Origin of the sequence: Pseudomonas fulva (assembly GCF_023517795.1) — a bacterium.
Lineage (GTDB): Bacteria > Pseudomonadota > Gammaproteobacteria > Pseudomonadales > Pseudomonadaceae > Aquipseudomonas > Aquipseudomonas fulva_D.
This window is the reverse complement of sequence record NZ_CP082928.1, coordinates 3280914-3307615: the sequence shown is the minus strand read 5'-3', so window position 1 is coordinate 3307615 and position 26702 is coordinate 3280914. Positions and strand designations below refer to the sequence as shown.

20 protein-coding genes are annotated in these 26702 nt (G+C 54.9%); 6 read left to right on the top strand and 14 right to left on the bottom strand.

The genetic code is table 11. The features are described from left to right. Positions 1-224: 224 nt before the first annotated feature. Positions 225-1421 carry an MFS transporter gene (locus tag K8U54_RS15065; RefSeq protein ID WP_249906578.1) on the top strand — a complete coding sequence of 399 codons (1197 nt, stop codon included), beginning with the start codon at positions 225-227 and terminating at the stop codon, positions 1419-1421. 48 nt (positions 1422-1469) lie between these two features. On the opposite strand, the gene K8U54_RS15060 is transcribed toward K8U54_RS15065, so the two are convergent. Further along, on the bottom strand, positions 1470-2072 hold the full coding sequence (locus tag K8U54_RS15060) for a TetR/AcrR family transcriptional regulator (protein WP_249906577.1): 603 nt from the start codon (positions 2070-2072) through the stop codon (positions 1470-1472). A gap of 756 nt (positions 2073-2828) precedes the next feature. Between K8U54_RS15060 and K8U54_RS15055 the strand changes: the two genes are divergently transcribed. Next, a complete protein-coding gene (locus K8U54_RS15055) occupies positions 2829-4940 on the top strand; it encodes a beta-galactosidase (RefSeq protein WP_249906576.1) in 2112 nt (703 codons plus the stop codon). Between the two features lie 447 nt (positions 4941-5387). Here K8U54_RS15055 and K8U54_RS15050 read toward each other — a convergent pair whose 3' ends face one another. The 4 genes from K8U54_RS15050 to K8U54_RS15035 all read right to left on the bottom strand — a co-directional run bounded on the left by K8U54_RS15050 (position 5388) and on the right by K8U54_RS15035 (position 11947). Then, entirely contained in the window at positions 5388-6026 is a 639-nt protein-coding gene (locus tag K8U54_RS15050) for a TetR family transcriptional regulator (RefSeq protein ID WP_249906575.1), read from the bottom strand. Positions 6027-6113: 87 nt separating this feature from the next. Further along, on the bottom strand, positions 6114-7586 hold the full coding sequence (locus K8U54_RS15045) for an efflux transporter outer membrane subunit (RefSeq protein ID WP_249906574.1): 1473 nt from the start codon (positions 7584-7586) through the stop codon (positions 6114-6116). Next, on the bottom strand, positions 7583-10774 hold the full coding sequence (locus K8U54_RS15040) for an efflux RND transporter permease subunit (RefSeq protein ID WP_249906573.1): 3192 nt from the start codon (positions 10772-10774) through the stop codon (positions 7583-7585). Before K8U54_RS15040 ends, K8U54_RS15045 begins: the two co-directional genes overlap by 4 nt. A 9-nt stretch (positions 10775-10783) precedes the next feature. Then, the gene (locus tag K8U54_RS15035; protein ID WP_249906572.1) at positions 10784-11947 is read right to left on the bottom strand and encodes an efflux RND transporter periplasmic adaptor subunit; all 1164 of its coding nucleotides are present in this window, start codon (positions 11945-11947) and stop codon (positions 10784-10786) included. A gap of 104 nt (positions 11948-12051) precedes the next feature. Here K8U54_RS15035 and K8U54_RS15030 point away from each other — a divergent pair, with 104 nt between their 5' ends. Continuing rightward, on the top strand, positions 12052-12669 hold the full coding sequence (locus tag K8U54_RS15030; RefSeq protein WP_249906571.1) for a TetR/AcrR family transcriptional regulator: 618 nt from the start codon (positions 12052-12054) through the stop codon (positions 12667-12669). Between the two features lie 100 nt (positions 12670-12769). Here K8U54_RS15030 and K8U54_RS15025 read toward each other — a convergent pair whose 3' ends face one another. The 7 genes from K8U54_RS15025 to K8U54_RS14995 all read right to left on the bottom strand — a co-directional run bounded on the left by K8U54_RS15025 (position 12770) and on the right by K8U54_RS14995 (position 21199). Next, on the bottom strand, positions 12770-13378 hold the full coding sequence (locus tag K8U54_RS15025) for a PqiC family protein (RefSeq protein ID WP_249906570.1): 609 nt from the start codon (positions 13376-13378) through the stop codon (positions 12770-12772). Positions 13379-13382: 4 nt separating this feature from the next. Next, positions 13383-15050 (bottom strand): intermembrane transport protein PqiB, encoded by a 1668-nt coding sequence (locus K8U54_RS15020; protein WP_249906569.1) that lies wholly within the window; start codon positions 15048-15050, stop codon positions 13383-13385. Beyond that, positions 15043-15657 (bottom strand): paraquat-inducible protein A, encoded by a 615-nt coding sequence (locus K8U54_RS15015; protein WP_249906568.1) that lies wholly within the window; start codon positions 15655-15657, stop codon positions 15043-15045. Before K8U54_RS15015 ends, K8U54_RS15020 begins: the two co-directional genes overlap by 8 nt. Further along, positions 15654-16286 carry a paraquat-inducible protein A gene (locus K8U54_RS15010; protein WP_249906567.1) on the bottom strand — a complete coding sequence of 211 codons (633 nt, stop codon included), beginning with the start codon at positions 16284-16286 and terminating at the stop codon, positions 15654-15656. The genes K8U54_RS15015 and K8U54_RS15010 overlap by 4 nt, the downstream gene beginning before the upstream one ends. 244 nt (positions 16287-16530) lie before the next feature. Continuing rightward, positions 16531-18024, bottom strand: a complete 1494-nt coding sequence (locus tag K8U54_RS15005) for an efflux transporter outer membrane subunit (RefSeq protein ID WP_249906566.1) — start codon at positions 18022-18024, stop codon at positions 16531-16533. Continuing rightward, complete coding sequence (locus K8U54_RS15000) at positions 18021-19979, bottom strand: MacB family efflux pump subunit (RefSeq protein ID WP_349654556.1); 1959 nt, start codon at positions 19977-19979, stop codon at positions 18021-18023. Before K8U54_RS15000 ends, K8U54_RS15005 begins: the two co-directional genes overlap by 4 nt. Positions 19980-19987: 8 nt before the next feature. Further along, the gene (locus K8U54_RS14995) at positions 19988-21199 is read right to left on the bottom strand and encodes an efflux RND transporter periplasmic adaptor subunit (RefSeq protein WP_249906565.1); all 1212 of its coding nucleotides are present in this window, start codon (positions 21197-21199) and stop codon (positions 19988-19990) included. A gap of 235 nt (positions 21200-21434) precedes the next feature. Here K8U54_RS14995 and K8U54_RS14990 point away from each other — a divergent pair, with 235 nt between their 5' ends. From K8U54_RS14990 to K8U54_RS14980, 3 genes are all read left to right on the top strand, one after another. Then, positions 21435-22130: a response regulator gene (locus K8U54_RS14990; protein ID WP_249906564.1), complete on the top strand. Its 696-nt coding sequence runs from the start codon at positions 21435-21437 to the stop codon at positions 22128-22130. Positions 22131-22132: 2 nt separating this feature from the next. After that, entirely contained in the window at positions 22133-23191 is a 1059-nt protein-coding gene (locus tag K8U54_RS14985) for a HAMP domain-containing sensor histidine kinase (RefSeq protein WP_249906563.1), read from the top strand. Positions 23192-23647: 456 nt separating this feature from the next. Further along, positions 23648-24343 carry a GntR family transcriptional regulator gene (locus K8U54_RS14980; protein ID WP_249906562.1) on the top strand — a complete coding sequence of 232 codons (696 nt, stop codon included), beginning with the start codon at positions 23648-23650 and terminating at the stop codon, positions 24341-24343. Between the two features lie 21 nt (positions 24344-24364). Here K8U54_RS14980 and K8U54_RS14975 read toward each other — a convergent pair whose 3' ends face one another. Both K8U54_RS14975 and K8U54_RS14970 read right to left on the bottom strand, forming a co-directional pair. Continuing rightward, positions 24365-25366 (bottom strand): 4-hydroxyproline epimerase, encoded by a 1002-nt coding sequence (locus K8U54_RS14975; protein ID WP_249906561.1) that lies wholly within the window; start codon positions 25364-25366, stop codon positions 24365-24367. 18 nt (positions 25367-25384) lie between these two features. Further along, complete coding sequence (locus K8U54_RS14970; protein WP_249906560.1) at positions 25385-26629, bottom strand: NAD(P)/FAD-dependent oxidoreductase; 1245 nt, start codon at positions 26627-26629, stop codon at positions 25385-25387. Positions 26630-26702 lie beyond the last annotated feature (73 nt).

Here is a 26702-nt window from a genome sequence, read left to right as displayed (position 1 = left end):
AGCCTTGCAAGCCTGGCGATAAAATTGATCTCCCCAACATGGAGCGCAGGCAGTACCGGCCTCAGTGTGGTTCCCCTCCTCTTCGTGGGCATGCCAGGCCTATGCTGGATCCCAACCAACCCAAGGGAAGTCGCGGCTGACCGAACAGCCATCGACAAATCGTACAAAGGTACGATAAAGTCGTACAAACGTACGACAGCGCAGAACCACTGCAAAAGGTCACCATGGCAACGAACGTCACCAAGAAAGCGCGATTAGCACTCTACGCCCTCTTCCTGATCCCAGGCCTCACACTCGCGACCTGGGTGACACGCACTCCAGCGTTACGTGACGGTCTCGAGGCCTCTACCGAGCAGATGGGGATGATCCTTTTTGGGTTTTCCCTAGGAGCCATGGCCGGCGTAATTTCTTCAGGCCGCCTAGTGACTCGTTTAGGTGCGAATCGCGTGATTTTGATTGGACTGCTTGCTCTGTCAGTTGGGCTTTGCGTGATGGCTTCCAGCCTTGTTTTCAACAACAGCCTTTTTGCATTCTCAGGCCTCCTAATATTCGGAGCTGGCTTAGGCTTGGCAGAAATTGCTGCGAATATCGAAGGGGCAGCAGTTGAGAGAACGATCCAGAAGCCCATCATGACCACGATGCATGGCTGCTTTAGTCTTGGCACGCTAATAGGATCAATCGTGGGCCTGGGCATGACAAAAGCCGAGGTATCCCTCGGCGCTCATCTGGCTTTTATTGCTCTAGTATCTGCTGCCGTATCAGCAGTTTTTATCGGTCACGCCACCAGAGAGAGCGAGAAAAAAAGTGGGACAGAATCAAGCCAAAGCCCTACTACAGGTGGAATTCTATATCTCCTAAAGGATAAAGGCCTGTTGCTCATCTGCTTTATCGTACTGGCAATGGCCCTAGCAGAAGGCGCTGCTAACGATTGGCTGCCTCTACTTATGATTGACGGACATGGATTTGCCGAAACGACCGGAACGCTCATATATGTAGTCTTTACGGTTGGTATGACTGTCGGGCGCTTCGGTGGTAGCTATTTGGTGGAACGGATTGGTCGAGTATCTACTCTTCGGATTAGTGCGATGGTGGGCGCACTGAGCTTAGCTCTCGTTGTCTTCTGCGACATTCAATGGGTCGCCGCAGTTGCCGTAGCGATGTGGGGCCTGGGCGCATCGCTTGGATTTCCTCTTGCCATCTCAGCCGCTGGTGAAAGCGGCAATAATAGCGACCAGCGTGTAAAACTAGCCGCCACTGCGGGTTATCTCGCTTTTCTCGTAGGCCCACCGCTTTTAGGATTCATCGGTGAGACATTCGGCCTCAGAATAGCAATGCTTCCAGTACTTTTACTTGTGGCGATTGCATTCATCATCGCTTCTTCATTGCAAAATGATGCCAAGCGAGAGCCACAGACAGCCTAGAGAATAAATAATCAATCTAGGGAGAGATGTAGAACTTGCGCACCCTCCCTATTTTGTTATTGCAGTTACCAGCCTTAAGGTCTCCTCTCGGCTGATCGAGCGGTTATTCAGAAAATTGTGAAGCACGATACCCTCAATCAAGGCGTCAACACCTCTAGCAGCTTCTTCGCTAAAGTGTATTTTTAGCGCTTCTCGGCTTCGCTTCATCCAACCATGCATGAGCGCCTGATACTCAGGACGGCGAGATATGAACGCATACAGCTCAAGAATAAGAACCATCTGCCCCGAAGACATCAGAAAATCCCCGCAGATAAGATCTACAACGACTTCTCTCGCTTCATCTTGCCCCTTGGCCTGACTAAGCCTTTCATAGTAAAAATCGGCTACTTTGTTAGTTGTCTTGAAAAAGGCCGCATAAAGTATTTCATCTATGCTTTTGAAGTGGTACGTGATAGTGCCCGGTGATAGTCCCGCCTTTGCAGCTATTCGTCTAGCGGTTGCTCCCGCGACACCGTCTTCGAGAATCAGCGCCAGAGCAGCCTCGATAATTATATCTTTTGCAGACAAAGCACTTGTATCTTGCTGCTTTGGTCTCGCCATACTCGCCCCAAATGCAATCAGCACAACACCAGAAAATATACACCAAGACATCTACCATGACCGTACAAATTTCAAGCTCGAGAAAGTCCTCATGCATGAAAACCGTCTAATTCGACGATAACGAAAACTGGACGCCCGCTCTAAGCCCAGTCTGCCATACGACTCTTGCTCAACGCAGCGCGGAATAACAGCCGGTAACTCGCAGCGACATGCTCAAACGCTCTGGTGAGACTTCACCAACAATAGCCTCTGAAGTTTCAACCATCCACCGGGTTCGAATCAATTCATCACCATCGATTTCAGTACACCATCCAGGTAGAGGCCCTTCAGATTCTCAGGTGCCGATCACCTGTAGGCGAAAATTCACGTAATGACCAGAGCCCGCTGTCAATAGAATCTAGGCACGCTCCTCCCCCCCTCATCCGCTCAAACCATAGCGAAACCATCATTCGCATTACTCCGCCAATCTGGTATTATGCGGAAAAAATCCTGGATACAGGATGTAACCCGTCCAGATCTCTCTGTGGCAATTTAACCTTAAGAAGTCCGGCCGATACCGCTAGCAAATGCCAGAGCACAACGCTAGGCATGCCTGCTTGGAGCTTGGACTCGGCGCCCGGAGAGCACTGAAGCAGCACATTTAAACCAAAGGCGACGACTAGTGTCTTGCCTATTATTTCCATTTCCGCCCCCAGGCAGAACACACTAAGCTGTTCCGAGGTATTCATGAGATTTTTAAAAACATACGCTCCGAGCAAGATTGCGTATACAGACTTAGCCTCTAAACCGGCGAGAGCCCAGAGAGCCATGGGGCTGGTCGCTGCCGTTTTGCTGAGTATCTCTAATGCAAGTGCAGAAGAATTAAATCTTGCAAACGTCAATGAGTCATTCAGCCTAGATACCCAGAGCGTAACTCTGAGCGAGAGCCGACAAAAGCTTTCGGACGGAAGCAACATGGTAGCTGCCATTTTTCATCCGAACGCTTCTCCTTCAGTAATCGTAAAGCCTAAAGATACTCCATGGAAATGGCCAGAAGACGGTAGCCTGCGGTTGCGCGTTCAGAATGTAATGCCTTGGCCTGTTACCCTTCAGATTGAGATTGCGTCAGGTGAACAGCATCTTAATACCACAATTGGAGTTCCATCCGGCCCTCCTCTCACCGTGTCAATCCCATTAGCTGGCACGTCCCCTAGAGCAATGGGCATGCAAGCAGCTCCCCCAATGCCGTTTAATAATGGTAAAGCGACAGTCGTTCTGGCAACAATGACTAGCGGCGCTATCAACACCAGCAAAGTAGGATCTGTAAAGCTTTCCATGCCTCAGCCCGGCGCAGATCAGACACTGCTGCTAGGCCAGCTTGAAATCACCGATAACGATGCGGACTTACGCGCCGCCTACACCGGGATCGTGGACAAATACGGGCAGTACACTCGCGCTCATTGGCCGGAAAAAATCAGCAATGATCACGAACTTAAAGAACGTGCAAACGCAAAACCAAAAACCAACACAACCCAAGGCCTTGATCAGTATGGAGGCCGAACTGACCTCCCTCGCATGAAAGCGACAGGATTCTTCAGAACACAGAAGCAAGATGGGCGGTGGCATCTGGTAACACCGGATGGGTATGCGTTCTTCTCCCTAGGGGTGAACGCAGTAAATTTAACGGACGGAAGAACTTACACACAAGGTCGTGAATTCATGTTCACAGACTTGGATTTTAGTAATAAAAAATTTACTGGCCATGGTGATAGCCGCAGTGATAACGGTTCACAGCGCGACAACACTCTGAATCATGGGCAGTGGTGGGATGTATACTCACAGAATATCGCCAGAACTCTAGGTAACAATTACGAACAAGCATGGCGCAAGCGCACCATTGAACGCCTTAAAGCCTGGCACTTCAATACACTGGGCAACTGGAGCGACCCCGCACTTATAAATGAGAAGCGGATTTCATACACGGTTCCTATTTCGATCTACGGTAATTACAACAGCATCAGTACCGGATACGACTATTGGGGCCGCATGCCAGACCCATTTGATCCGCTTTTTCTCAAGGCCACGAGAGACGCAGTATCAATCGCTACAAAAGGTAAGCGTGATGATCCATGGTTGCTGGGTTACTTCGCTGATAATGAACTGGCCTGGGCCGGTCAAGGCCCCAGTGGCCGCTGGGCAATTCCTATGGGGACTTTGCGCCAGGGAGAAGACAGTCCTGCCAAGCAAGCCTTCCTGGGTCACTTGAGGAAAGAATATGGCGATGCGTCTTCGCTGGGAGATGCATGGGGTATCACCATTAAGGACTGGCAAGAGGTTTCCAGTCAGGGCTTCGCTGCGCCCGAACCAACTGAAGCACATCCCTCGATCGCAACGGACTATTCCGAGTTTCTGAAAATGATTGCCGCCCAGTATTTCCGTACTGTTGGGGAGGCTATAAAGGCAGCTGACCCTAACCACATGTTCCTTGGCGGTCGTCTGGCAGTCCGCACACCAGAGGTGGAGGAAATGAGCGCCAAATACACCGACGTGACAAGCATCAACACCTACTCAGTACTTCCAGAGCATGGCTTTGACGTTGCTGCATTTCAACGCTGGGACAAACCTGTGATGCTCACTGAGTGGCACCTTGGGTCATCTGATCGCGGGCCATTTGGCGGTGGAGTGGTCGCTGTAGAGAACGAAAGTGAGCGAGGCAAGGCTTACGCACGATTCGTTAACTCAGCCTCTAGCAAGAACGTGATTGTTGGGACACATTGGTTCCAATATGCCGATCAGCCAGTTACAGGCAGGCTCGTAGATGGTGAGAACTCTCACGTTGGCCTGGTTGGCATCACCGACATTCCGTTCGAAGATTTTACCCGAGATGTCACTAAAGCAAACGTCCATGCTGGCGGCGGCTCTACAGATGAGTCTCGATAGCCAACTCGATTGCTTTAAGCGGCTGTTCTTTTAGTAAACGGCCTGTACTCCAGACGTACAGGCCACTAAAGGTTAGCAGCCCCCTGCTCCGAATGACATCCACGGCCTACGCTTAATGCATAGGAGGAGGTCTAACAGATCGGGGGAAGCAGAACGACTAGGTGACAGCGTTCTTAAAGCTGCGAAGGCAGTCGCGCAGCACTTTTGGCACAGTTCAATTCCCACCTACGAAACTATCACTGCGACGACCAATTCGGCCCCGCACTAATATCAAGTGGCAAACTGGCCACGCATCCAACTAAAAATTGGTAGGATTCATCTGGGCCGCTTTTGTACTACTTCGGAGATCGCTCATTGAGAATGCTCATAGACTTCATTTGCGCGCACCAGCCTTAGTAAGTTCTGGGCACCTATTTCAGGCGAATTCCACCGCCACCAAACTGCCATCTATACATCAATCATATACTTATTTTTGACTGATCTCAGGCTTTCAAAAAAAGAACGCAAAACCGCAGAACCTTCCATTTGAAGTCGACCTTTCTGTCGCAAGATAAAGAAATCAATAGCCCCCATCAACGTGAAACACAAGAGCGCCGAAGACTGCTTGACACATACACCCTCAGACAACTCGCCATGAAGATGGGCACGCTCAAAAATTTTGCATATCAAAGCAAGCAGTAATTGCTGTTCATTAAGCCAGCAGGGTAAGTGCGTTGCCAATTCGTCCGAATAATCGCATCGGTATATAACTATACTTAATGCGCATCGCAAATGTTCGTCTGTCTCTATATCGCGCAAGTATTGATCGAGGCACGCCCACAATGAATCTAGAACATGCTCCTTTGAAACCGAAAGCAACTCACAAAGACGTGGTGAGAGAAATGGCTGAGCGCGATCCAAGATAGCGCAAAACAAGTCCTCTCGATCAATAAAATGCCAGTAGATAGCCCCTCGTGAGCAATTGGCATGGAATGCAACGGACGCCATATCGGTACCCGATACACCATAGGTGCTGAAGCAATACTCTGCGGCATTCATGATATTTTCACGAGTAGCTAGGGCCTCTTTCTTTGTACGCCGTGCCATCAAAACACCTCTTACCAGCTCTGGGCGGGTTAGTGGAGCGCAAACTCAGCGAGGAGGCACTCCTATAATCATCCGACACCTGCGACCTTAAGGAAGCGTTGTCGATATGCTAGCCACCCGTTGAACGGGATCCGATAGTGACGGTATCTCATTGGCCTCTTCTAGCCAGTCGCCACCAAGCGCCTTGTATAAGGTGATAACGGCGGTCTGACGTGAAGCATCTGACTGGATCAACGCCTGTCTTGCTGTAAGCAGCGTACGTTGTGCATCCAGTACCTCTAGATAGCTTGCGACGCCATCTTCGTAACGCAGCAGCACCAGGTCGTACGCCGCTTGCGCGGCGTCGGTGCGTTTACGCTGCGCTTCCCATTGCTCGTCAACCACACTCCGATCCGCCAGCGCATCGGATACTTCGCGAAAAGCGGTCTGGATAACCTGCTCGTATTCAGCTAGCGCGATACTGCGCTGCACCTCGGAAACCTCGAGTTCCGATTGCAGGCGTCCTGCAGTAAAGATCGGCAGAGATATTTGTGGTACGAAGCTCCAGCTACGACCAGCGAACAAACTGGACAAATCATCGCTGGCACGGCCCGCGGTAGCAGTAAGACTGATGCTCGGGAAGAATGCAGCCCGCGCCGCACCAATATTGGCATTGGCGCCGATCAAACTATGCTCAGCCGAACGAATGTCCGGTCGATTGCGTAGTAAAGCGGACGGCATACCTGCAGGGATTTCACGCACACCCAACATCGTAGGTAATTGTCCACTGGTAGGAACCAGGGCCGGTGGCAATGGAGCACCGACCAACAGCTCCAAAGCATTACGATCCAGCGCAACCTGATTATTAGCGCTCAACGCTTCGGCACGAGCGGTTTCCAACTCACCCTCTGCTTGGCGTAACTCTACCTGCGACGAATTACCCACATCTACAAGTTCGACTTGCAGATCATATGCCTCTTGCCGTGTTTTCAGGCTGTTATGGGCCAAGCGTTGCAAATCCAGATCCGCAGCCAGTGAAAGGTAACTGTCAGCCACCTCAGCAATAAGGCTGACCTGGGTCGCACGCTGCGTTTCCGCAGTGGCCAGATAGCTTTGCAATGCCTCATCCTTAAGACTACGCAAACGGCCGAAGAGATCCAGCTCATATGCACTGATGCCGACATCCAGGGTGTAGGAACGACTGACACCATCAATGCCTGAGTAGGATACTGAAGCTGGTGTACGCTGGGCCGTTTGGCCACCTGTAACATCCACCTGGGGCAACAATTCGGCGCGCTGGATTCGGTATTGCGCACGTGCCTTCTCGATATTAAGTGCGGCAACCCGTAGGTCACGATTATTCTCCAGCGCCAATTGCACGACCTCACGGAGTTTAGGATCAGCAAAAAGCGTTCGCCAGGAAATCTCCTCACCCCCACCGCCATCACTCGCCTGAGTCTCGACAGACGCCGGCCAGCGAGTAGCTATTGGCGCCTGTGGCCGCTGGTACTCCGGCGCCAAAGTGCTACACCCAACCAAGGTCATAACCATAAAGCTCAATATCATTCGACGGCGATTCATTCATGCTCTCCCTTTTCGACTCGACCGCTTACCGCTTCCGCGTTGGCGTTGGCGTTGGCGTTGCAACGACTCCTGCCGAACAAACTTGACACCACCACGAAGAACAGAGGCACGAAGAAGATGGCCAATACGGTCGCAGATATCATTCCGCCGATCACTCCAGTGCCTATCGCATGCTTGCTACCTGAGCTAGCACCACTGGCAATGGCTAATGGGATCACTCCGACTGTGAACGCCAGGGAGGTCATGATGATCGGACGCAGCCGCAGCCGTGCTGCCTCAATCGCCGCCTCAACTACAGGTTTTCCCTGTTTCTCTACAAGATCGCGGGCGAACTCCACGATCAGGATCGCGTTCTTCGCCGACAGACCGATGGTAGTCAGCAGGCCAACTTGGAAGAACACATCGTTACCCAGTCCTCGCAGCAAAGTAGCCGCAACAGCACCAATTACCCCAAGAGGAACAGCCAGCATTACAGCAGCAGGGATCGACCAGCTCTCGTAAAGTGCTGCCAGACATAGAAATACAATCAGCAGCGACAAGGCATAGAGCATGGGTGCTTGAGAGCCAGACAGACGTTCCTCGTAAGACAAACCCGTCCACGCTATTCGAATGCCCTCTGGCAACTTAGCTGAGACCTCTTGGAGTGCATTCATCGCCTCGCCCGAACTCGTACCCTGCGCCGGTGAACCCAGAATCTCCACGGCCGATACACCGTTGTAGCGCTCCAGGCGGGGTGAGCCATAGACCCATTTTCCAGTAGCAAAAGCAGCGAAAGAGACCATTTGCCCAGTGCTATTGCGCACGTACCACTTATCGAAGTCTTCTTGCGCGATGCGCGAATCAGCATCGCCCTGAATGTAGACTTTTTTGACCCGGCCCTTGTCGATGAAATCATTGACATAGCTCGACCCCCAAGCTGCAGACATAGTGTCGTTGACATCGGCCATGCTCAGTCCCAGCGCCTGTACCTTTTCATCATCAATCACTACTTGGAACTGTGGCTCGTCGCTCATGCCGTTGGGGCGAACCATGCTCAGCGCAGGATTTTGGCTAGCCATACCCAGAAGCTGATTACGTGCCTGCATCAACTGCTCGTGACTGAGCCCGCCGCGGTTTTCCAGAAAGAAATTGAAACCAGTGGCATTGCCCAGTTCCATCACGGCTGGCGGCGCGAAAGTGATCACCGAACCCTCCTTAATGCGGCTGAATCGAGCCATAGCCCGATCCGCCAACTCGAATGCGCCGGTTTCCCGCTCGCTCCATGGTTTCAGCTGAATGAAAACCATACCCGAGCCCTGACCTCGTCCGGCAAAGTTGAAACCAGCAATGGTCATGGCGGACGCGACGGTATCGCCCTCCTCTTTGATCAAGTAGTCAGCCACTTCAGTCAGGACTTCCTGAGTTCTTTCTGCACTGCTATTGGCCGGCATTTGCACTTGAGCTAACAAAATGCCCTGATCCTCATCAGGCAGAAAGGAAGTTGGCATCATCGGGAAGAGCACGAGCAGGCCCACAACCACAACACCGAATGCCGCCATGCCTCGTTTGCGGGCCCCCAGCAGTCGCCCGACGCCATTGCGATAACGGAGGGTCATTCGATCAAAACCGCGATTGAAAGCTCCAAACAAACCTTTCTTCTGATGCTGATCGTGCGAGGCAGGCTTAAGCAGAGTCGCGCACAACGCTGGCGTGAAGATAAGCGCGACCAGTACCGATAGGGCCATTGCCGAAACAATGGTGATGGAGAATTGCCGATAGATCACACCCGTTGACCCTGCGAAGAACGCCATCGGCACGAACACCGCGGACAATACAAGGCCAATGCCAACGAGGGCACCGGTAATTTGGCCCATCGACTTGACCGTGGCATCGTAGGGCGATAAGCCCTCCTCCATCATGAGCCTCTCCACGTTTTCCACCACCACGATGGCATCGTCCACCAACAGGCCGATAGCCAGAACTAGGCCAAACATCGTCAAGATGTTGATGGTGAAGCCGCATGCCGCCATGACGCCGAACGTGCCGAGCAACACAACAGGCACTGCCAGCGTTGGAATGAGAGTCGCGCGCCAGTTCTGCAGGAACAACAGCATGACCAGAAACACGAGCGCGATGGCCTCCAACAAGGTGTGCACCACTCCTTCGATCGACTGACTTATCACTGGAGCAGTGTCGTAGGGGTAGACGACCTTCACACCGTCGGGCAGCGTTGCTTCGAGATCATTGAGGGTTGCGCGCACCCCGTTCATGGTCTCCAAAGCATTCGCCCCGGTTGCCAGACGCAGGGCGATGGCCGCAGAGGGCCGTTCGGCACTCCCCTCGGATCCTGCATCGCCATCAGCATATCTGGACTGAACAGAGAAACTCTCGGCACCCAGCTCGACCGACGCGACATCGCGCAGCCGCACCTGCGAACCATCAGGGTTGACTTTTAGCAAGATATTTTCGAATTGCTCGGGAGTCTCGAACCGTGTCTTACCGATCACAGTCGCATTGAGTTGCACCCCCTTGCGGGTGGGCAGGCCAGCGAGCTGTCCGGAGGACACCTGCACGTTTTGCGCCTTGATCGCGGTACTCACGTCCAGCGGTGTCAAGCTGTAGCTGTTGAGTTTCAGGGGATCCAGCCATATCCGCATGGCATTCTGCGCACCCATCACCATAAAATCGCCAACTCCGTTGACGCGTGATATAGGATCCTGCAGGTTGGACACGATGTAATCGCCCAGATCGTAGCCGCTCATGCGACCGTCGGTGGAGATCAACCCAACGATCAACATAAAGTTGATCTGGTATTTCGCAACACGAATCCCTTGTGATTGGACTTCTTCAGGGATCAGTGGCGTGGCCAGTGATAGCTTGTTCTGCACTTGAACCTGAGCGATGTCCGGGTCAGTGCCCTGATCGAAAGTAACGGTGATACTGAAGGTACCATCGGAGTTACTGGCCGAACTGATATAGCGCAGCTTATCCAGACCATTAAGCTGTTGCTCAACAACCTGCACTACCGTGTCTTGAACGGTCTGTGCGGAGGCACCTGGATAGCTACCACTAATCTGGATCGCTGGCGGTGCGATATTGGGGTACTGGTTTATAGGCAGCGAGCGGATGGCGAGAGCACCAGCCAACATGATGACCAGTGCGATAACCCAGGCGAAAATCGGTCGATCAATGAAAAAGCGTGACATAACGCCCCCTTACAGCGAAGACGCAGCGGATGAACGAGAAAGGGGCTCTTCGCCCTCAGCTGGTGAACTGGATCCATTGGGTATAGGCTTGGGCTTGACTACCGCCCCAGGCTTCGCATTCTGAACCCCATCCAAGATCACTTGGTCGCCTGGCTCGAGGCCGTCATTGATCAGCCAATCCCCTCCGATACTGCGGTCGATGGTCACTTCACGCAGTTGCACTTTATTGTCATCGTCGATGACAAAAGCAGTCGCTGTACCCCTTGAGTCGCGCGTGATGCCGCGCTGAGGCACTAGTAGCGCTCGCTCTCGGACTCCTTGCTGCAGTTGCGTGCGCACGAACATACCCGGCAATAGCGTACCGTCCGGGTTTGGGAACACTGCACGCAGGGTCACTGCCCCGGTTCCTTGGTCGACACTGACCTCCGCGAACTGCAGCTTGCCCATATGCGGGTATGCCTTGCCGTTCTCAAGCGTGAGGCTAACCGGCACCTGATCTTCACTAGCGGTTTTCAATCGACCACTAGCCATGTCCTCCTTTAAGCGCAGGATCGCGGTGGAGGGCTGAACGATGTCGACGTAGATGGGATCCAGTTGCCGCACTGTGGCAAGTGCCTCGGTCTGATTGGCAGTGACCAGAGCGCCCTGAGTCACAGAGGAGCGGCCTATGCGACCTGAGATAGGTGCGGTTATGCGGGTGTAGCCTAAGTCAATGCGCGCTGTTTCAACATCCGCCTTTGCTTGCAGGTACTGCGCGCGCGCATCGTCACGATCCTGTTGACTGATAGCGCGCTTCTCGATCAGACGATCATAACGCTCGAACAGCAACCGGGCCGATTCCAGCGTGGCCTCAGCATGCGCCAAGGTGGAGCGATATGGGGCCGGATCAATCTGGTAGAGAATCTGGCCTGCCTTGACTTCGCTCCCTTCTTCGAACTGACGCTTGAGAAGTATGCCGCCCACTTGCGGACGCACCTCTGCAATCAGGAAGGCCGTGGTACGCCCAGGCAACTCGGAGGACAGCGTGACATCGCTTGGCTGCAGGGTGAATACGCCCACCTCCGCAGGCCCCTGAGGCGGCATACCTCCGGGCTTACCTGCATCGCACCCGGCGAGCACGAAAGCAGCGAGCAACGGCAAAGTCGCGTATGCGGCACGTGAACTGATCTTCATTGCGGACACCATGGAAAGCCATAAATAGAATGAACATTCATTCTATTTTGCCTGCAAGGGTATTTCAACTCATAATGCGTTCGCCACTATGACAGGAGGAAAAGATGAAGGACGCAGGCGCGACAGAAACGCCCTTGAGCAAAACCGAGCTCAGCCGTCAGAGACTATTGGATGCAGCAGCCGAGTGTTTCCGGAAAGAAGGATTTCATGGCACGAGCATTGCCAGAATTTCTCGAGCTGCTGGCATGAGCGCTGGTCATATCTATCATTTTTTTGCCAGCAAGGAATCTATCGTTCAGGCCATTGCCGAGCGCGAAGAGCATGACATTGCCAACTTGCAGCAAGATCTTGAGGAGAATGTCGGCAAGGATCTGGCCGAGATATTAGCCACACACACCGGCAAAATGATTCAGCGCAGCACTGATCCCGCCCATGCAAGTCTCACACTGGAACTGGCGGCCGAAGCGACGCGGAATCCTGCTGTAAGAGATATTCTTCAGCAATCGGATCGTGAAATAGGCAGTGGCTTCCAGCAAAAAGTCCGTCGAATGGGAGCCCCCGCTGGCATTGACGAAAATAAGCTTCATGTTCGCATGCAGATAGTTGTTGCAATCATGGAGGGATTGCGGCTGCGCGTGCTATGCAACCCCGGCCTTGATTTGGCCGCCGTGGAAAATGAAGTGAACAATATCATCCATTTTCTACTGCGAGAGCCGGATTGAAAGAAACCCTATGTAAGTCTTTCTATGCGCATGCGCAACCTGCCCGCCCATCGCCTTACTAGCTCAGCTAGATCGAACGGGCTACCCCACCACTTTCGTGTCACAACGCCTGACAACTAGGCGATACATCAATCAGCAGTTTCCCGGCGTTACCGGCGATGGCTGTAGCGAGCTCATCAATAATCTTCTGGTGCGCCAACACCAGGCTGCTCAATGCTATGTCAGCAGGCTCACGAAAGCGCCCCGAACAGGTGATAACTTTCGGCGCCTGCCCGACTGCGCGTAGATTGACACGCCATATGGCATCCAGCAGCGCGTAGTTCCCAGGGAGCGATTCGAAACGCCGGATGTCGACTCGAACGGACAACGTCGCTCGCTTTGGATCCTTGACCAGCCCAGATATATCGCGCACGCCCAAGCGGCGCTCAAGCCGAGCAGTCAGAGCATCGTGAAACTCGTCAGCCAGCGGCGTGGCCCAACGCTCGCTCTCCAAGATCACCAAACGACCCTGGTCACGCCGTACAACGAGCTGCGGCAGATCGACCTGGGCCGGCATGCGCACGCCGAGCATCTCGAACTGGTAGTCAGCGGTGGAAGGCAACGGCACTGTCTCTTCGAGCACATCTTGCAGCGTGTAATAGTTCGGCGTTGGCGACGTACAACCAAACAGGCCAATACTGGCGAACACTACGATGATGAGGGTTTTCATGGCACTACTCCTGATCCAGAACAGGTACGCTCGAGGGTGCCTCATAGGCCTCCACGCTTCGTTGAATACCGCGCCCCCGTATCAGGGACTCTGGATTGCGCGTCAGGAAATCAGACAATACACGTACAGAGCGGGCAGTTCGCTGGAACTCACTAACTATCTGGCCCAGCTGCTGGCGCTCCGGCGAGTCCTCAGCAAGCGCCGCGTTGACGGAGTCTAGGCTGGTGCTGAGGCCGGCCAAGGTATCGTTAACCTGAGGCAGTAACTCGCCGTTCACTTGCCGCAACGTCCTGTTTAGTTCACTCAAACTACGGTTGAGATTGCCAGCGATCTCATCCAGCGGTAATTTGCTCACTTTCTCGACAATGCCCTGCAATTGCTCCTGAACCTTATCGAGATCACCGGGCACCGTGGGAATCCTCAGCGGTCGAGCGGCCACGTCGAAATCGACCGGCATGGCGCCGGTGATGAAACTCAGCGATACATACAGTTGGCCGGTAAGTAGGTTGCTGCTCTTGGCTTGCGCACGCAGCCCCTGCTTGACGAACGTCTGCAGCAACCGTGCGGCCCCCTCTTCGCCCTGCGCCCCCATGATCGAAAGCAGCTTCTCGTTGGCCTTGCCCAGACGCTCAGGATAGATGACCGCACCGACCTGACTCATGAAACCCTTGCTGGCCGGATCGTAGTCAAGGTTGACCGAAACGACACGACCGATGCTTACCCCTAAAAACTCCACCGGTGCGTTCTGCACAAGCCCGCGCAGCGGTTGCTTGAAACTCATGTTGATGTAGTGAGCCTCACCATCGGGCGGAGCCAGCGCTGACTCCTGGTCACTGAACAGCTCGAAACGGTCACCCTCTCGGGCCGGCTTGGCGTCAGGACTGTAACGGGGCTCAATGAACGCCAGCCCCCCCGCTAGAATGGTCGATAGCGATTCGGTGTTGACCTTCAGGCCATTGGCACCCACGCTGACATCGACACCGCTGGCGTTCCAAAAGCGTGTATCCGAGGTCACGTACTGGTCGTTGGGGGTTCGCACGAAAACCTCAACGTCTACCCCTTTGCCATCGTCGGCCAGTCGATATGACACCACCTGCCCTACCTTGATTTGCCTGTAATAAACTGGTGACCCGATATCCAGTGAGCCCAGATCCTCGGTGGACAGCTTGAATCGCTTGCCCTGCTCCCCGTAAGTGATCGGCGGCGGAGTCTCCAGACCGACAAAGGCACGCATGGTCTTTTTCGCCTCGCCGGCATCTGCACCGATGAATGCACCGGAAAGCAGAGTATCTATCCCGGAAACGCCCCCTGCCCCGATCCGTGGGCGTACCACCCAAAACAAGGAGTCTTCGGCGGTAAATGACTGCGCCGTGGCCTTGAGTTCAATCGTGGCGACCACATGACTGCGATCCGGCGCCAGGGTGATGGCGATAACCTGGCCGATGACCACGTTCTTGTACTTGACCTGTGTCTTGTTCGCCTCTAGCCCTTCGGCCGTCTGGAAGCTGATGGTGATCACTGGCCCCTGCTCCAAGCTGCTGCTGATCAACATCGACAAACCGATCAAAGCAGCGACAACGGGCACCAGCCATATTAGTGAGACGACATAGCGACGAGTTTTCACGGCAGGCCGTGCCGCCGCGGATGGAATGGAAACCGTAGAGTCAGACATTTTCAGCCTCTGCATCCCAGATCAGACGTGGATCGAAAGCCATGGCGGAGAGCATCGTCAGGACGACCACTAGGCCGAAGAAAACGATACCCAGCAGCGGCTCTATGGAACTCAACGAACGGAACTGCACTAACGCGGCGACCAGCGCCACCACCAGAACATCCAACATCGACCAGTAGCCGATCAACTCTATGAATCGATAGAGTTGCGCACGTTCGCGCATGGCCCAGAGACTCTTGGACTGACACGAGACCAGTAGAATGCCCAGCGCGATGAACTTGAGGCAGGGAACCACCATACTGGCAAAGAAGATCAGCGCCGCGATGTCCCATGAGCCATGTTTCCAGAACTCCACAACACCGCTCATGATGGTACTTTCCGCAGCGCTGCCCAGCAGATTGGTACGCATTACAGGTAGAACGTTGGCGGGAACGTAGAAAACCAGCGCCGCAATCAACAGCGCCCAGCTACGGGCGTAACTGTCAGGCTTACGCGCATGGACTCTAGCCCCGCAGCGAGGACAGCTGTGCACATTTATCCGGCAGACATTCGCACAATCATGGCAGAGCCCCAGGCCGAGTTGACGCGCATAGGCGAGAGCCGTCATTTCAGCTGCTCCCTGAAGTCTTCCCAAAGGTATCGGACGCTCTTGTCTGAAACGAGTATCAGCAATACCGCAAGCATGCTCAAAGTCCACAAGCCGAATCCGGGGTGCACGTCGAGCATGCCGGCAAGCTTGATCAGAGCCACCAGGATGCCAAGCAGACAGACCTCAAGCATGTTCCAAGGGCGCAATCGTTCGATTGCGCGCATGCAAACCCTGAAACCGGGCGCGACCCTTCCGTAGCAAGCATGACCGTATAACCAGCACAACAATGCAATCTGCACCATCGGCACAAGAATCACAGTCGCACCCGCGACAATCGCAACGGGCATGATCAGGCCATGTCCCAACGCGAAAACCGACTGCGACAAGGTAGTCTGGTTGGTTAGGCCTTGTATATTTATGGTAAGGAGCGGCAGCGTATTGCTAAATACGAACAGCAACGCGGCAGTGATGGACAAAGCCAGGTGAGCCTGGATGCTCATGAGTCGATGACGTTCGAGTACCGCACCGCAGCGCGTGCATTCGATCACCTGACCCGGCTGTAACGGTATCCTCCCGTACAATGAATCGCAGTGTTCGCATATTAGCCAGCGAACACTCAAACCCAAGGAACGCTCTTGGTCGCCCATACGGTCTATTTCCATGGCTCGGCGGTGGGATGGTACCTGTGGCCAGGCGCTGGGCCGGGCCCAGGAACCAAGACGGGAGGCCCCGCAGGAGCGGGCGGCGGTGGGGCAGGAACCAAGGGGACACACGCTGAAAGCGTTGCAACGACGGACAGGCCGACACCGCATTTGGCAAGGATTTCCAGTAGTCTGCTGGTGCCAATTATGCGACCGAAGACTTGATTTGGCCGATGATTCATATGCCACCTCATTGATGTGAAACAGAGGGAAGATGAGCAATTTTCTCAGCGTCTTCCGACAGTGAAGATCGAGACGTCACCCCCAAATTCACGGATAGGCTGCCGCCGAGAGCAAGCATCAGAGACACATCGTTAATGAGTAGATCGCGCCGTGCCTGCGCCAGCGCGAGTTCGCTGTTTCTGAGCGTGCGGCGAGCATCCAGCCAGGTGCGCAGCGTGCTGGCTCCAGTGCGATAGCGCACCTCGTACATTCGCTCTACATCGACAGCCGCATCGAATGAACGCGCCTTCGCGCCAATCTGCAGCGCATACTGGTCTCGTGCCGAAAGCGAGTCTTGGACTTCTTTCAGGGCTTCGTAGAGCGTCGTCCGAAACTGGCTGGCTGACTGCAGGTAAGTGGTGCCGGCGATCTCGGTGTTGAACTTCATCTGACCCAGGTTGAGAAATGGCAGACTCAGCCCTGCCCCCAAGGTGGCCACCGGGTTGCTCAACACACTACCAAGCGACGTGCCTCCACTCTCCATGGAACCTGTAAGGCTCAACCTGGGGTAATAGCTGCGAGCCGTCACATCGACTTCAATCAGCGATTCGCGCAAGCGCAGCTCAGCGGCGCGCAGGTCGGGGCGGCGACCCAATAGCTCCGCTGGCAAGCCCTCTTCGACGGTGAGCATCTGTGCATCCGATAGAGTCTGCGGTTCGTCGTTCAGCGGAAGCGATTGGCCATCCAAGAGGGCTGCGATGGCATTGCGCGTCTCCTCGCGTTGCTGCACCAGCGCACTCTGTGCCGCCAGCTCGCTCTCCAAATTCTGCTGCGCTTCGCGCAGCTCCAGAAGAGAGACCTGACCTGCCTGACGCTGTACGCTGACCAACTCGACGATACGCGACAACTCTGTCAGGTTCTCTTCACCCGCCGAGATGGACTGGTTGAGATAAGCGAGCGTCCAGTAATCGCGGCAGACGTCCGCAACCAACGACAGTGCCGTGTACTGCAAATCCTGCGCGCTGGCTTCGGCTGCCCAGCGCTTCGCGTCGCGTGCTGCGCGCAAGCGTCCCCACAGATCAATCTCCCAACTCAGAGAGTTCGTACTGCCGTACTGATGCGTCGTGTTGTCGCTCGAATCAAGTCGACGGCTCGCGTTGCCCGAGAGATCCGCGCTGGGCTGCGGGAGCAGGTCATTGCTCGCCAACCCAACGGACAAGCGTGCTTTGCGTAATGCAAATCCGGCCGAGGCAAGGTCTGAGTTCACCCTCAGGGCCTGATCGACCAGGCGATTGAGGCGTAGATCCCAGAAGCTCTCCCACCAGGGATCTTCGGTCACCGCTTGCGCAGGAAAGGTCGCGCCAGTTGCCACAACCTGCCTGCTGCCACTGCCAGCGAAATCCCGTTGGCCGTAATGCAAAGGGGCTTCGAGTGGCGCGACCTGTTGACGATACTGATCGCCAGTGGTGCAGCCGGCCAGACACATCGCCAACAGCAGTGAGGATTTAGAAAAATACGTCATTCGCGAGACAAAGCCTCTACGGGGTCAAGTCGGGCTGCGCTGCGTGCGGGCATGAATCCGAACACGATGCCGATCAGCGATGAGCAAGCGAACGCAGAGATGATTGAGGTCGTGGAAAACACTAGGGAGAAGCCGATCTGAGCGGCATCGAGAGCTGCCCCCAAGGTAAGTGCCACCCCCACTCCAGCCATGCCGCCAAGCAGGCAAACAATGACCGACTCGATCAGGAACTGCTGCTGGATGTCGCTTTGCCGCGCCCCCACCGCCATGCGAACCCCAATTTCCCTAGTGCGCTCCGTCACCGAGACCAGCATAATGTTCATCACACCAATGCCGCCTACCACGAGGGCGATGGCGGCAATGGCGCCAATCATGACCCGCATCGTTCCCGTGGTTTTCTCAATCGTCTCGCGTATCTGTTCACTGTTGCTCATGTAGAAGTCGCGCGTGCCATGACGGCGTTCCAACAGGCTGCCGATCGCATTTTCAGCGGCGCTCATGGACATGTTGTCCGCCACTCGCACGGTGACGCTGGACAGATGTTGCTGGCCAAGCATGCGTGAGCTGACCACTGTGTAGGGCACCCAGACATTCAAGGCTGAGGTATCACCCATCGCGTTGTTCTGCTTTTTAGCAACGGCGACCACCCTGGCCGGCACTTTGCCGAGAAGAATGATCTTTCCGATGGGTTCCTCTTGCCTTGCGAAAAAGCGCTCTTTCATGTTCTGGTCGATGACGACCACTTGTTGAAGACGATTGACTGCATCGGCGCGAAAAAATCGGCCCCGCTCGACCTCCATGCCACGCGTGATGAAATAGCCATAGCCCACGCCGTTCACAGACGCCGTTGCCGACTGGTTGCCATATTGCGCGGTCACCGAGGTCGAAACATTCGGGGTCGCACCATCCACATAGCGCTGTTTGGCGAGGGCCTCAACGTCGCCGGGCATAAGCGTTTCGATTTTCTTCGATTTGAGATCGCCGAAGCCGCTGCCCGGAAAGATGTCGATCGTGTTTGTTCCCAGAGAAGAAATGCTCGACAGGATCTGCTGCTGTGCCCCTGCTCCCAGTGCAACCACGGAGACAACCGAGGCGATGCCAATGATGATGCCGAGCATCGTCAAGAATGTGCGCATGCGGTGCGCATTCATTGCCAGCAGCGCCATGCGAAAAGCCTCCAAAAGGCGGTCTCGTGCCGCCTGCCATTGGCTGTTGCTCTGCGGCGCATGTGCGCGCAGGCCTTGTTCCTTGGCCTCAGAACCACTTTCGGGCTTGCGCCGATCGGCCACGATGCGGCCGTCGCGAAGCTCGATGACCCGTTGGGCGTGCTCGGCCACCCCCATATCGTGAGTCACTAGCACGATGGTATGCCCCTCGGCGTGTAGCTCTTTGAGGATGGTCATGACCTCAGCGCCAGAACGCGAGTCCAGCGCGCCCGTCGGCTCATCGGCCAGGATAATGTCGCCGCCGTTCATCAGCGCTCGAGCAATAGAGACGCGTTGCTGCTGGCCTCCGGAGAGCTGACTGGGTGTGTGCTCCGAGCGCTGTGAGAGCCCAAGCCGGGCAAGCAGATGTTGCGAGCGCGCTCTACGCGAGTGCGCCCCCATGCCCGCGTATATCGCTGGCACCTCGACATTGCCCGTGGCGCTGAGTTCGCCCAGCAGGTGGTAGCGCTGAAAAATAAAGCCGAAATGCTCGCGACGTAAAGTCGCCAGTTCATCTGGCTCCATGCCACCCGTCTCGCGGCCCCCAAAGCGGTAACTGCCAGACGTAGGGCGATCCAGGCAACCCAGGATGTTCATAAGTGTCGACTTGCCTGAACCGGACTGGCCGACGATGGCCACCATTTCTCCCGCACGAATGTCCAGATCCACGTCGTTAAGAACGACCAGGGTCTCGTCACCCGTCGGGTACTCGCGCTGCAATCGGCGCACCTGAATCAACGCGTCGTTCATGATCGAGTTCATAGCGGGGGCGCAGGCATGCCGGCAGGCGCTGGACTATTTTGTGCGAGCTTTGAATCAGCGTTGTTAGCTTCGCCGATGACCACGCGCTCTCCCTCTTGCAGTCCCTCCTGAACTTCAACCTCGGCACCGTTGTCGAGTCCGATGAGCACCGTTCGCTCATGGGGGCGATCGCTGTCATCAAGCACGCGAACAGTGTGGCGCCCCCCCTCGACATCGTCACTGAGTGCGGCGGACGGAATGATTAAGACCCCACTCGCCTTGTCCATCACGATGCTCACGTGCGCGGTCATGTAGGTTCGCAAATCACCCTTGGGGTTACTTACATCGAATAGTCCATGGTAGTAAACCGCCAAGTCTGTGGCCGAAGAGGTGCTGCTGCTTTCCTCATCAACGACCGACTCAGGCGCAGGTGCGATGTCGCGCAACTGACTGGTGTAGCGTTGTCCGGGTTTGCCCAGAATAGTGAAGTAAACCTCCTGGCCTACTTGGGTGTGAACCACATCCGCTTCGGATACCTCTGCATAGACCGTCATCGTCGACAAGTCCCCGAGCATCACGATAGTGGGTGTGCTGAGCGCAGCATTGACTGTCTGTCCTTGCTTGGACACGACGGAAAGTACGGTGCCCGTGATCGGTGCAGTGATCTTTGTGTACTCTAGGTTGGTGCGCGCATTCGCGACCTCGGTCTGCTGCTGTGCAATGTCGGCGTCAAGCGCCTTGATTTGGGCACGGGTGGATTCGAGTCGCGCCTTGGCGCTGTCATAGTCAGCCTGCGAGGTGGCATCGGCAGCCAGCATTGTGCGTTGCCGTGCATGCGCCAATTCGTACTCGCGCAAGTTGGCGACCTGAACCTGTCGGTTGGCTCTTGCGTTTTCGAGCGCGGCTTGCGCCTTGGTCAGTGCGTTACGCTGCGTGCGTGAATCGATCTCGGCGATCAGATCGCCTGCAGCGACATGGTCACCCAGTTTGACGTTGAGTCTTTCTATACGCCCTGAGGCTTGTGCGCCGACCCCTACCAGATTGGACGGCTTGATTGTTCCCGTCGCCTCGATGGTCTGCGAGATATCGCCACGTGTCACCGGCGCAGCAAGTAACTCCGGACTTGGATCGGACTTGAGCACTGACCCTATGCCGTAGATAGCCAGACCCAATGCGACCAAGCCGATAACCAGCCGAAAGTGCTGTTTTTTTTTCTTTGCGCCACTCATGGAAAGCCAATTCTTTTCAAAGAAAAATTACTTATCACCGCAGCCATACGCATGACAGTTGAGGTGGATGGATTGGCGTCTTAGGCCAAGACTTGAAAGTGCATAGCGATGACACCTGTAACTGGGAGAAGAGCTTATCCCCATCCAATGTCAACGGCGGTCTTGAAGCGTTAAGCTGGGTAAAAGTGGTCGATCCACCACTGTTTTTTGGATGGATATCTGAAATAATTCGCTCATGATCAAGCTACTGCTGGTCGATGACGACACCGAACTGACCGCGATGCTCTCCCGATACTTTTGGGGCGAGGGTTTTGCCGTGACTTGCGTAAATGACGGAGAGCAAGGAATTGTTCAGGCGCTCACGCAGAGCTACGCACTGGTGATATTGGATATCATGTTGCCGCGCCTCTCCGGCATCGAAGTGCTCAAGAGGATCCGGAGCACGAGTAACGTTCCCGTTCTCATGCTGACGGCACGGGGCGACGACGTTGACCGTATCGTCGGGCTCGACATGGGCGCAGACGACTATGTGCCCAAGCCATGCACATCCGGCGAACTGGTGGCACGTGTCAGGGCAATCTTGAGGCGTGCGGATGGCCTGTCCGCGGCTAGCGCCGGAGGCACGTCGCGCGTACTGCAGACAGGTGGCCTCTGCCTGTGGCCTGGCAGCCGCAAGGTCATCTGGCAAGGAACGCCCTTAACCTTGACTGGCACCGAATTCAGCCTGCTTGAGGTGCTGGCTCTTAATGCCGGCAAGTTGATAAGCAAGCAGGAGATTTCTCAACAAGCGTTCAATCGTCCGCTCGCGCGCTTCGACCGACGTATCGACGTTCACATCAGCAGCATCAGGCAGAAGCTCGGCATGCGCCCTGACGGCCAGTCGTGGATACAGAGTGTCCGCGGCTTGGGTTATCAGCTCCTGGAGGACTGAAGATGGTTCACTGGAAACCGGGACGGTTGTTTTGGAAACTGGTGTTTGCGCTCTGCATGAGTATGGTGCTCTCCGTCGCAGGGGCAGTGGCCTTTCTTCTGTTGACTGGCCGACAGCCACCACCTGCGGACGACCTTGCCACCATTGGCATTTTCCCCATCGTTCCAATGATTTCAGGTGCGCTCGCCATTCTGTGCACCGGCCTGGTATTGGCTTGGTACCTGGCGCGACCGCTTCAGCACTTGCGCTGGGCGTTACATGAGGTTGCACAGGGCCGGCTGGATACGCGTATACAGCCCTTGATGCACCGTCGTAATGACGAGATTGCTGATTTGGCCCAAGACTTTGATCGGATGGCGTCTCAACTGCAACAATTGACTGAGTCGCGCACGATACTGCTCCATAACATTTCGCATGAACTACGCTCTCCACTGGCGCGGATACAGGCCGCGCTCGGTCTCATGGGGAAGAGCACGGCACCTCAAGACCTCGATGCTCTGACCCAGCGAATTAGGAGGGAGAGCGAAGCGCTAGATTCACTTGTGGGTGAACTGTTGACCTTGCATCGATTGGATGGGAGATCAGTCGCCTACCCTCATTGCGATTTGGACGTCATAGAACTCGTCGATGCAATTGCAGAGGATGCACACTTTGAAGCGCAAGCCGCTTTAAAGTCTGTCGTCTTGCGGGCACCGGATAAATTTATTGCCGATGTAAATGGCGAGCTGGTGTACCAAGCGATCGAAAATGTTGTCAGAAACGCAGTTAAATTCAGTCCGCGGGGGAAGGGAGTCGAAATCGAAGGCACCATCATTAATGATGGCAAGGCTTTGGAAATAGTGGTGAGTGATCGCGGCTCTGGCGTACCACGGGATCAACTGGATAACATTTTTGATCCTTTCGTGCGGGTCGGAGGGACTGAGTCGATCCAGGGGACTGGATTGGGGCTAGCAATCGCAAGGCGAGCTATCGAGTTGCACGGTGGGAAAGTGAGTGCAGCGCCACGCAATGGGGGTGGACTGGTTGTCAAGATGATGCTTCTGAAGCAGTGGCCTCATTAGCAGTCCAATTCTGATCCAGTCGCTACGCATCGCAGAAATGAGTGACGCGCATGAAACCAAGCCCGCCATCGCCGCACTCGTCTATGACTTTTCAGCACAAGCATGATCAGTGTTGTCTATATCCTACCGCGGCATAGATTGCCCCGCCCGGTCTTTACCAAAAGCCCCAGCACGCCTCCTACAATCAGGTAGTACGCGGGTACTAACGGATGACCTCTAACAGCCAAGCGTTGATCACTGGCACAGTACCTGCTGCACAGAGCTAAGCTGATCGCCTCACGATGACAGAGGCAGCAAACGACTAATGCTACATGGATACATAATCCGAAAGCACCTCCCATTTGCCAAGATCTCAGCTAAAACAGGTGGTTCTAGAAATCCAAAGACACCTTCAATTTCGGCGGGAACTGTCATATGCTCGATTGCGCACTGGATTCCTAACCGTCAGTAGGCCTCATGTCAAAACTACAATCGCCGGCAAATCACCGAATCAAACGTCAAACTGTGGCCGAGGCCCTGAGCGAGTCGCTTCGAGAGCGCATCTTGAACGGCGAGTTCAAAGAAGGGGAGACGCTCATCCAGGAAACGATTGCTGCCGAATACGACGTCAGCCGGATGCCTGTTCGAGAGGCGTTCAAGGAGCTGGAGGCCTCGGGCCTGATCACGTCGAAAGCCCACAAGGGATCAGTTGTAAGCTCAATCCCAATGGAACAGATCCAAGAGCTTTTTGATCTGCGGTCAAACCTCGAAGGAGAGCTGCTGCAGTACTCCCTTCCCAACCTGACAGACGAACAGCTTGCCTACTCCAAACAACTGCTGCCACAGCTGGAAGAGGCGTATCACAATGACGACATGTCGAACTGGGGGAGGCTCAACTGGGAGTTTCACCTGAGCCTCTACGCGGGTGCAGATCGGGTTCAGACACTATCGATTGTGCAGGGCATCAACATCCAGACAGACAGGTACATTCGGCTGCAGTTACTGCTAACCGAAGGCAAGGAAGAGGCAGAGATCGACCACCGCGAGCTTCTCAAGCTTTGCGAAGCGCGAGACACGAAAAAAGCAGTTAAATTCCTACGACAGCACATCAATGAAGCAGGCACCAACCTGCTTAAGGTGCTGGGCAAGAAACGCGGAAAATCCGCCAGCTAGGCCGGCGTGACCGAGCCCTCCTCAGCTCAATTGAAATCCGTGGGCAAGGGGGTCTCGGCTATCAACAAAGATCGTGTTGTGTCCGATCACTCTCGCCCAACCAGCGACACTGGGCAGAATTGCCTGATAGTCACCGACGGCCGTACTCGATTCAACACGGCAATCGAAGAGAGTACCGATGATGCTCTCATGTACGAACGTATCGCCCAGAGCGAGGCGCCCTCTCGCGACTAACTGAGCCATGCGAGCTGAAGATCCGGTTCCGCAAGGAGATCTATCGATCGCCTTATCACCGTAGAACACTGCGTTCCTAGCGTCAGCTCGTTGATTCTTAGGCTTATCACACCACATTACGTGACTAACGCCACTGATACGATGATCTTCAGGGTGGATCGGTTTCAGTACATCCTGAGCAGCCTCGCGCACCAGAGGACTGAAACGCACGATGTCTCGCACAGACATACCGTCTAGCCCCAACCACCCCGCTTGAGGCTCCACTATCGCGTAGAAATTGCCACCGTAGGAGAGATCAATCGTTAACGGCCCAAGACCAGGAACATCGATCACAACGTCACGTGAGTGCAGGTAACTGGCCACATTGAAAAGGCGAACCTGCTCAACATAATCCCCGCTCTTGGTGTACTCAATCGCAACGCGTCCGGCTGGCGTTTCTATCGCAAGGCTGCCATCAACCCTCGGAACAATCAAACCCGCCTCCAAAGCTGCAGTCACTGTTCCTATGGTTCCGTGTCCGCACATAGGCAGACAGCCACTGACCTCAATGAAAAGCACCCCCGCATCGCAGTCAGAACGAGACGATGGATACAAGATCGAACCAGACATCACATCATGCCCACGTGGCTCAAACATCAGTGCCTGCCTCACCCAATCATGGTCACGCTCGAATAGCTTGCGCTTTTCCGCCATCGAAACGTTTGGCAATACCGGAGCCCCTCCTGCCACAACTCGAACAGGGTTCCCACATGTGTGAGCATCAATGCAAAAGAACGTGTGTCGGGTCATTTGGGACTCCAGTTAGCTTCAGGCGAAGCGGCTAATTGCATAAGGGGCGAGATCGATTAAAGCGGGCTTGCCAAACACCAGATCACAGACGAGGCGACCCGTTGTCGCCGCCTGGGTTAAACCCAGATGCCCGTGACCGAACGCGTAAACCACACGAGGATTAGAAGGAGATGTGCCTATCACCGGCAGGCTGTCAGGTGTCGTCGGCCTATGGCCAGCCCAATGCACGCCACCCTGCGACCGAAGCCCCGGCAGATACATAGAGGCAAGCTCAACCAGCGCCTTAGAACGCTTGAAATTGGGTACTGCGTCTAACCCCCCGAACTCAGCAGCCCCTCCTATGCGCAGTCCGATGGACAGGGGCGTCGCCACGAAATGGCGCTCTGCAAAAATCACCTCCCGCCCAAGCTTTACTCCCGGCCGAGCAATGGTGGAGTTGTAGCCCCGCTCACTCTCAAGAAGCACCCTGTCACCGATTCGCGCCGCAAGAACTCCCGACCATGCGCCACAGGCAACCACAACTTTGTCAGCCTCGATAAATTGACCACCGTCCAAGACTAAGGCTGCCGCCCCTCTACCCACCGTGGAACAAATATCTCTCACCCTCCCCTGCACAACTAGCAAGCCGCTTCGAACAAGAGACTCACGCAGCTTATCTACCAATGCCTTTGGATCACTCACCTGCGACCACTGCGGAGTGAAGATACCTTTTACAACGGAATGACTGAGTGCCGGCTCCATCTCCCTGACCTCGGCTCCAGAAAGCGAGATCACCTCTACACCATGGGAAGCCTTTAAATCCCAAAATTTCTGATCGCGCTGAAATGCATCCTGGTGCTCATAAACGGTTAGAGCCCCCTCACGATGCAAATCTCCCATCAGGCCGTGCTGCTCCAGCATAGGCAACAAATCGTCGTAGACCCTCTTGTTGATCTGAGCCAGAGCCTCTGAGAGGCGCTGGAGCTCGCTCTCGCTAGACGCTTTAGAGAACTTCAGTAGCCAAGGAATCAGCTTGGGCGCATGCATGGGGCGAATTGCGAGCGGGCCAAGAGGATCAAGCAACCACCCAGGAACTTTCCTCAGCACACCAGGCACACAGGCTGGAATTACCTCTGTAACACCAATGCCTGCAGCATTTCCATTTGATGCTTTATCGCCCAAAGGGTCAGGGTCGACCACCGTGACCCTGACCCCCTCATTGAGCAGGTGATGAGCAACAGACAGGCCGACGATTCCAGCCCCCACCACCACAATATGCGTCATGAATTTGTCCCTTGAGTACAGAACTACCGAAAGCTGAAGCCTGATAGCGACAATCAGAAGAACGCACTGGGTT

Bases quoted from the DNA above. Each gene is read 5' to 3' on its own strand.
- K8U54_RS15055 (WP_249906576.1), top strand. From the start codon at position 2,829: ATGGGGCTGGTCGCTGCCGTTTTGCTGAGTATCTCTAATGCAAGTGCA.
- K8U54_RS14995 (WP_249906565.1), bottom strand. From the start codon at position 21,199: ATGAGTGGCGCAAAGAAAAAAAAACAGCACTTTCGGCTGGTTATCGGC.
- K8U54_RS14975 (WP_249906561.1), bottom strand. From the start codon at position 25,366: ATGACCCGACACACGTTCTTTTGCATTGATGCTCACACATGTGGGAAC.
- K8U54_RS14970 (WP_249906560.1), bottom strand. From the start codon at position 26,629: ATGACGCATATTGTGGTGGTGGGGGCTGGAATCGTCGGCCTGTCTGTT.
- K8U54_RS14985 (WP_249906563.1), top strand. From the start codon at position 22,133: ATGGTTCACTGGAAACCGGGACGGTTGTTTTGGAAACTGGTGTTTGCG.
- K8U54_RS15035 (WP_249906572.1), bottom strand. From the start codon at position 11,947: ATGAAGATCAGTTCACGTGCCGCATACGCGACTTTGCCGTTGCTCGCT.
- K8U54_RS14990 (WP_249906564.1), top strand. From the start codon at position 21,435: ATGATCAAGCTACTGCTGGTCGATGACGACACCGAACTGACCGCGATG.
- K8U54_RS15065 (WP_249906578.1), top strand. From the start codon at position 225: ATGGCAACGAACGTCACCAAGAAAGCGCGATTAGCACTCTACGCCCTC.
- K8U54_RS15045 (WP_249906574.1), bottom strand. From the start codon at position 7,586: ATGAATCGCCGTCGAATGATATTGAGCTTTATGGTTATGACCTTGGTT.
- K8U54_RS15020 (WP_249906569.1), bottom strand. From the start codon at position 15,050: ATGTCTGACTCTACGGTTTCCATTCCATCCGCGGCGGCACGGCCTGCC.
- K8U54_RS15000 (WP_349654556.1), bottom strand. From the start codon at position 19,979: ATGAACGACGCGTTGATTCAGGTGCGCCGATTGCAGCGCGAGTACCCG.
- K8U54_RS15040 (WP_249906573.1), bottom strand. From the start codon at position 10,774: ATGTCACGCTTTTTCATTGATCGACCGATTTTCGCCTGGGTTATCGCA.
- K8U54_RS15010 (WP_249906567.1), bottom strand. From the start codon at position 16,286: ATGGGCGACCAAGAGCGTTCCTTGGGTTTGAGTGTTCGCTGGCTAATA.
- K8U54_RS14980 (WP_249906562.1), top strand. From the start codon at position 23,648: ATGTCAAAACTACAATCGCCGGCAAATCACCGAATCAAACGTCAAACT.
- K8U54_RS15060 (WP_249906577.1), bottom strand. From the start codon at position 2,072: ATGTCTTGGTGTATATTTTCTGGTGTTGTGCTGATTGCATTTGGGGCG.
- K8U54_RS15050 (WP_249906575.1), bottom strand. From the start codon at position 6,026: ATGGCACGGCGTACAAAGAAAGAGGCCCTAGCTACTCGTGAAAATATC.
- K8U54_RS15025 (WP_249906570.1), bottom strand. From the start codon at position 13,378: ATGAAAACCCTCATCATCGTAGTGTTCGCCAGTATTGGCCTGTTTGGT.
- K8U54_RS15015 (WP_249906568.1), bottom strand. From the start codon at position 15,657: ATGACGGCTCTCGCCTATGCGCGTCAACTCGGCCTGGGGCTCTGCCAT.
- K8U54_RS15005 (WP_249906566.1), bottom strand. From the start codon at position 18,024: ATGACGTATTTTTCTAAATCCTCACTGCTGTTGGCGATGTGTCTGGCC.
- K8U54_RS15030 (WP_249906571.1), top strand. From the start codon at position 12,052: ATGAAGGACGCAGGCGCGACAGAAACGCCCTTGAGCAAAACCGAGCTC.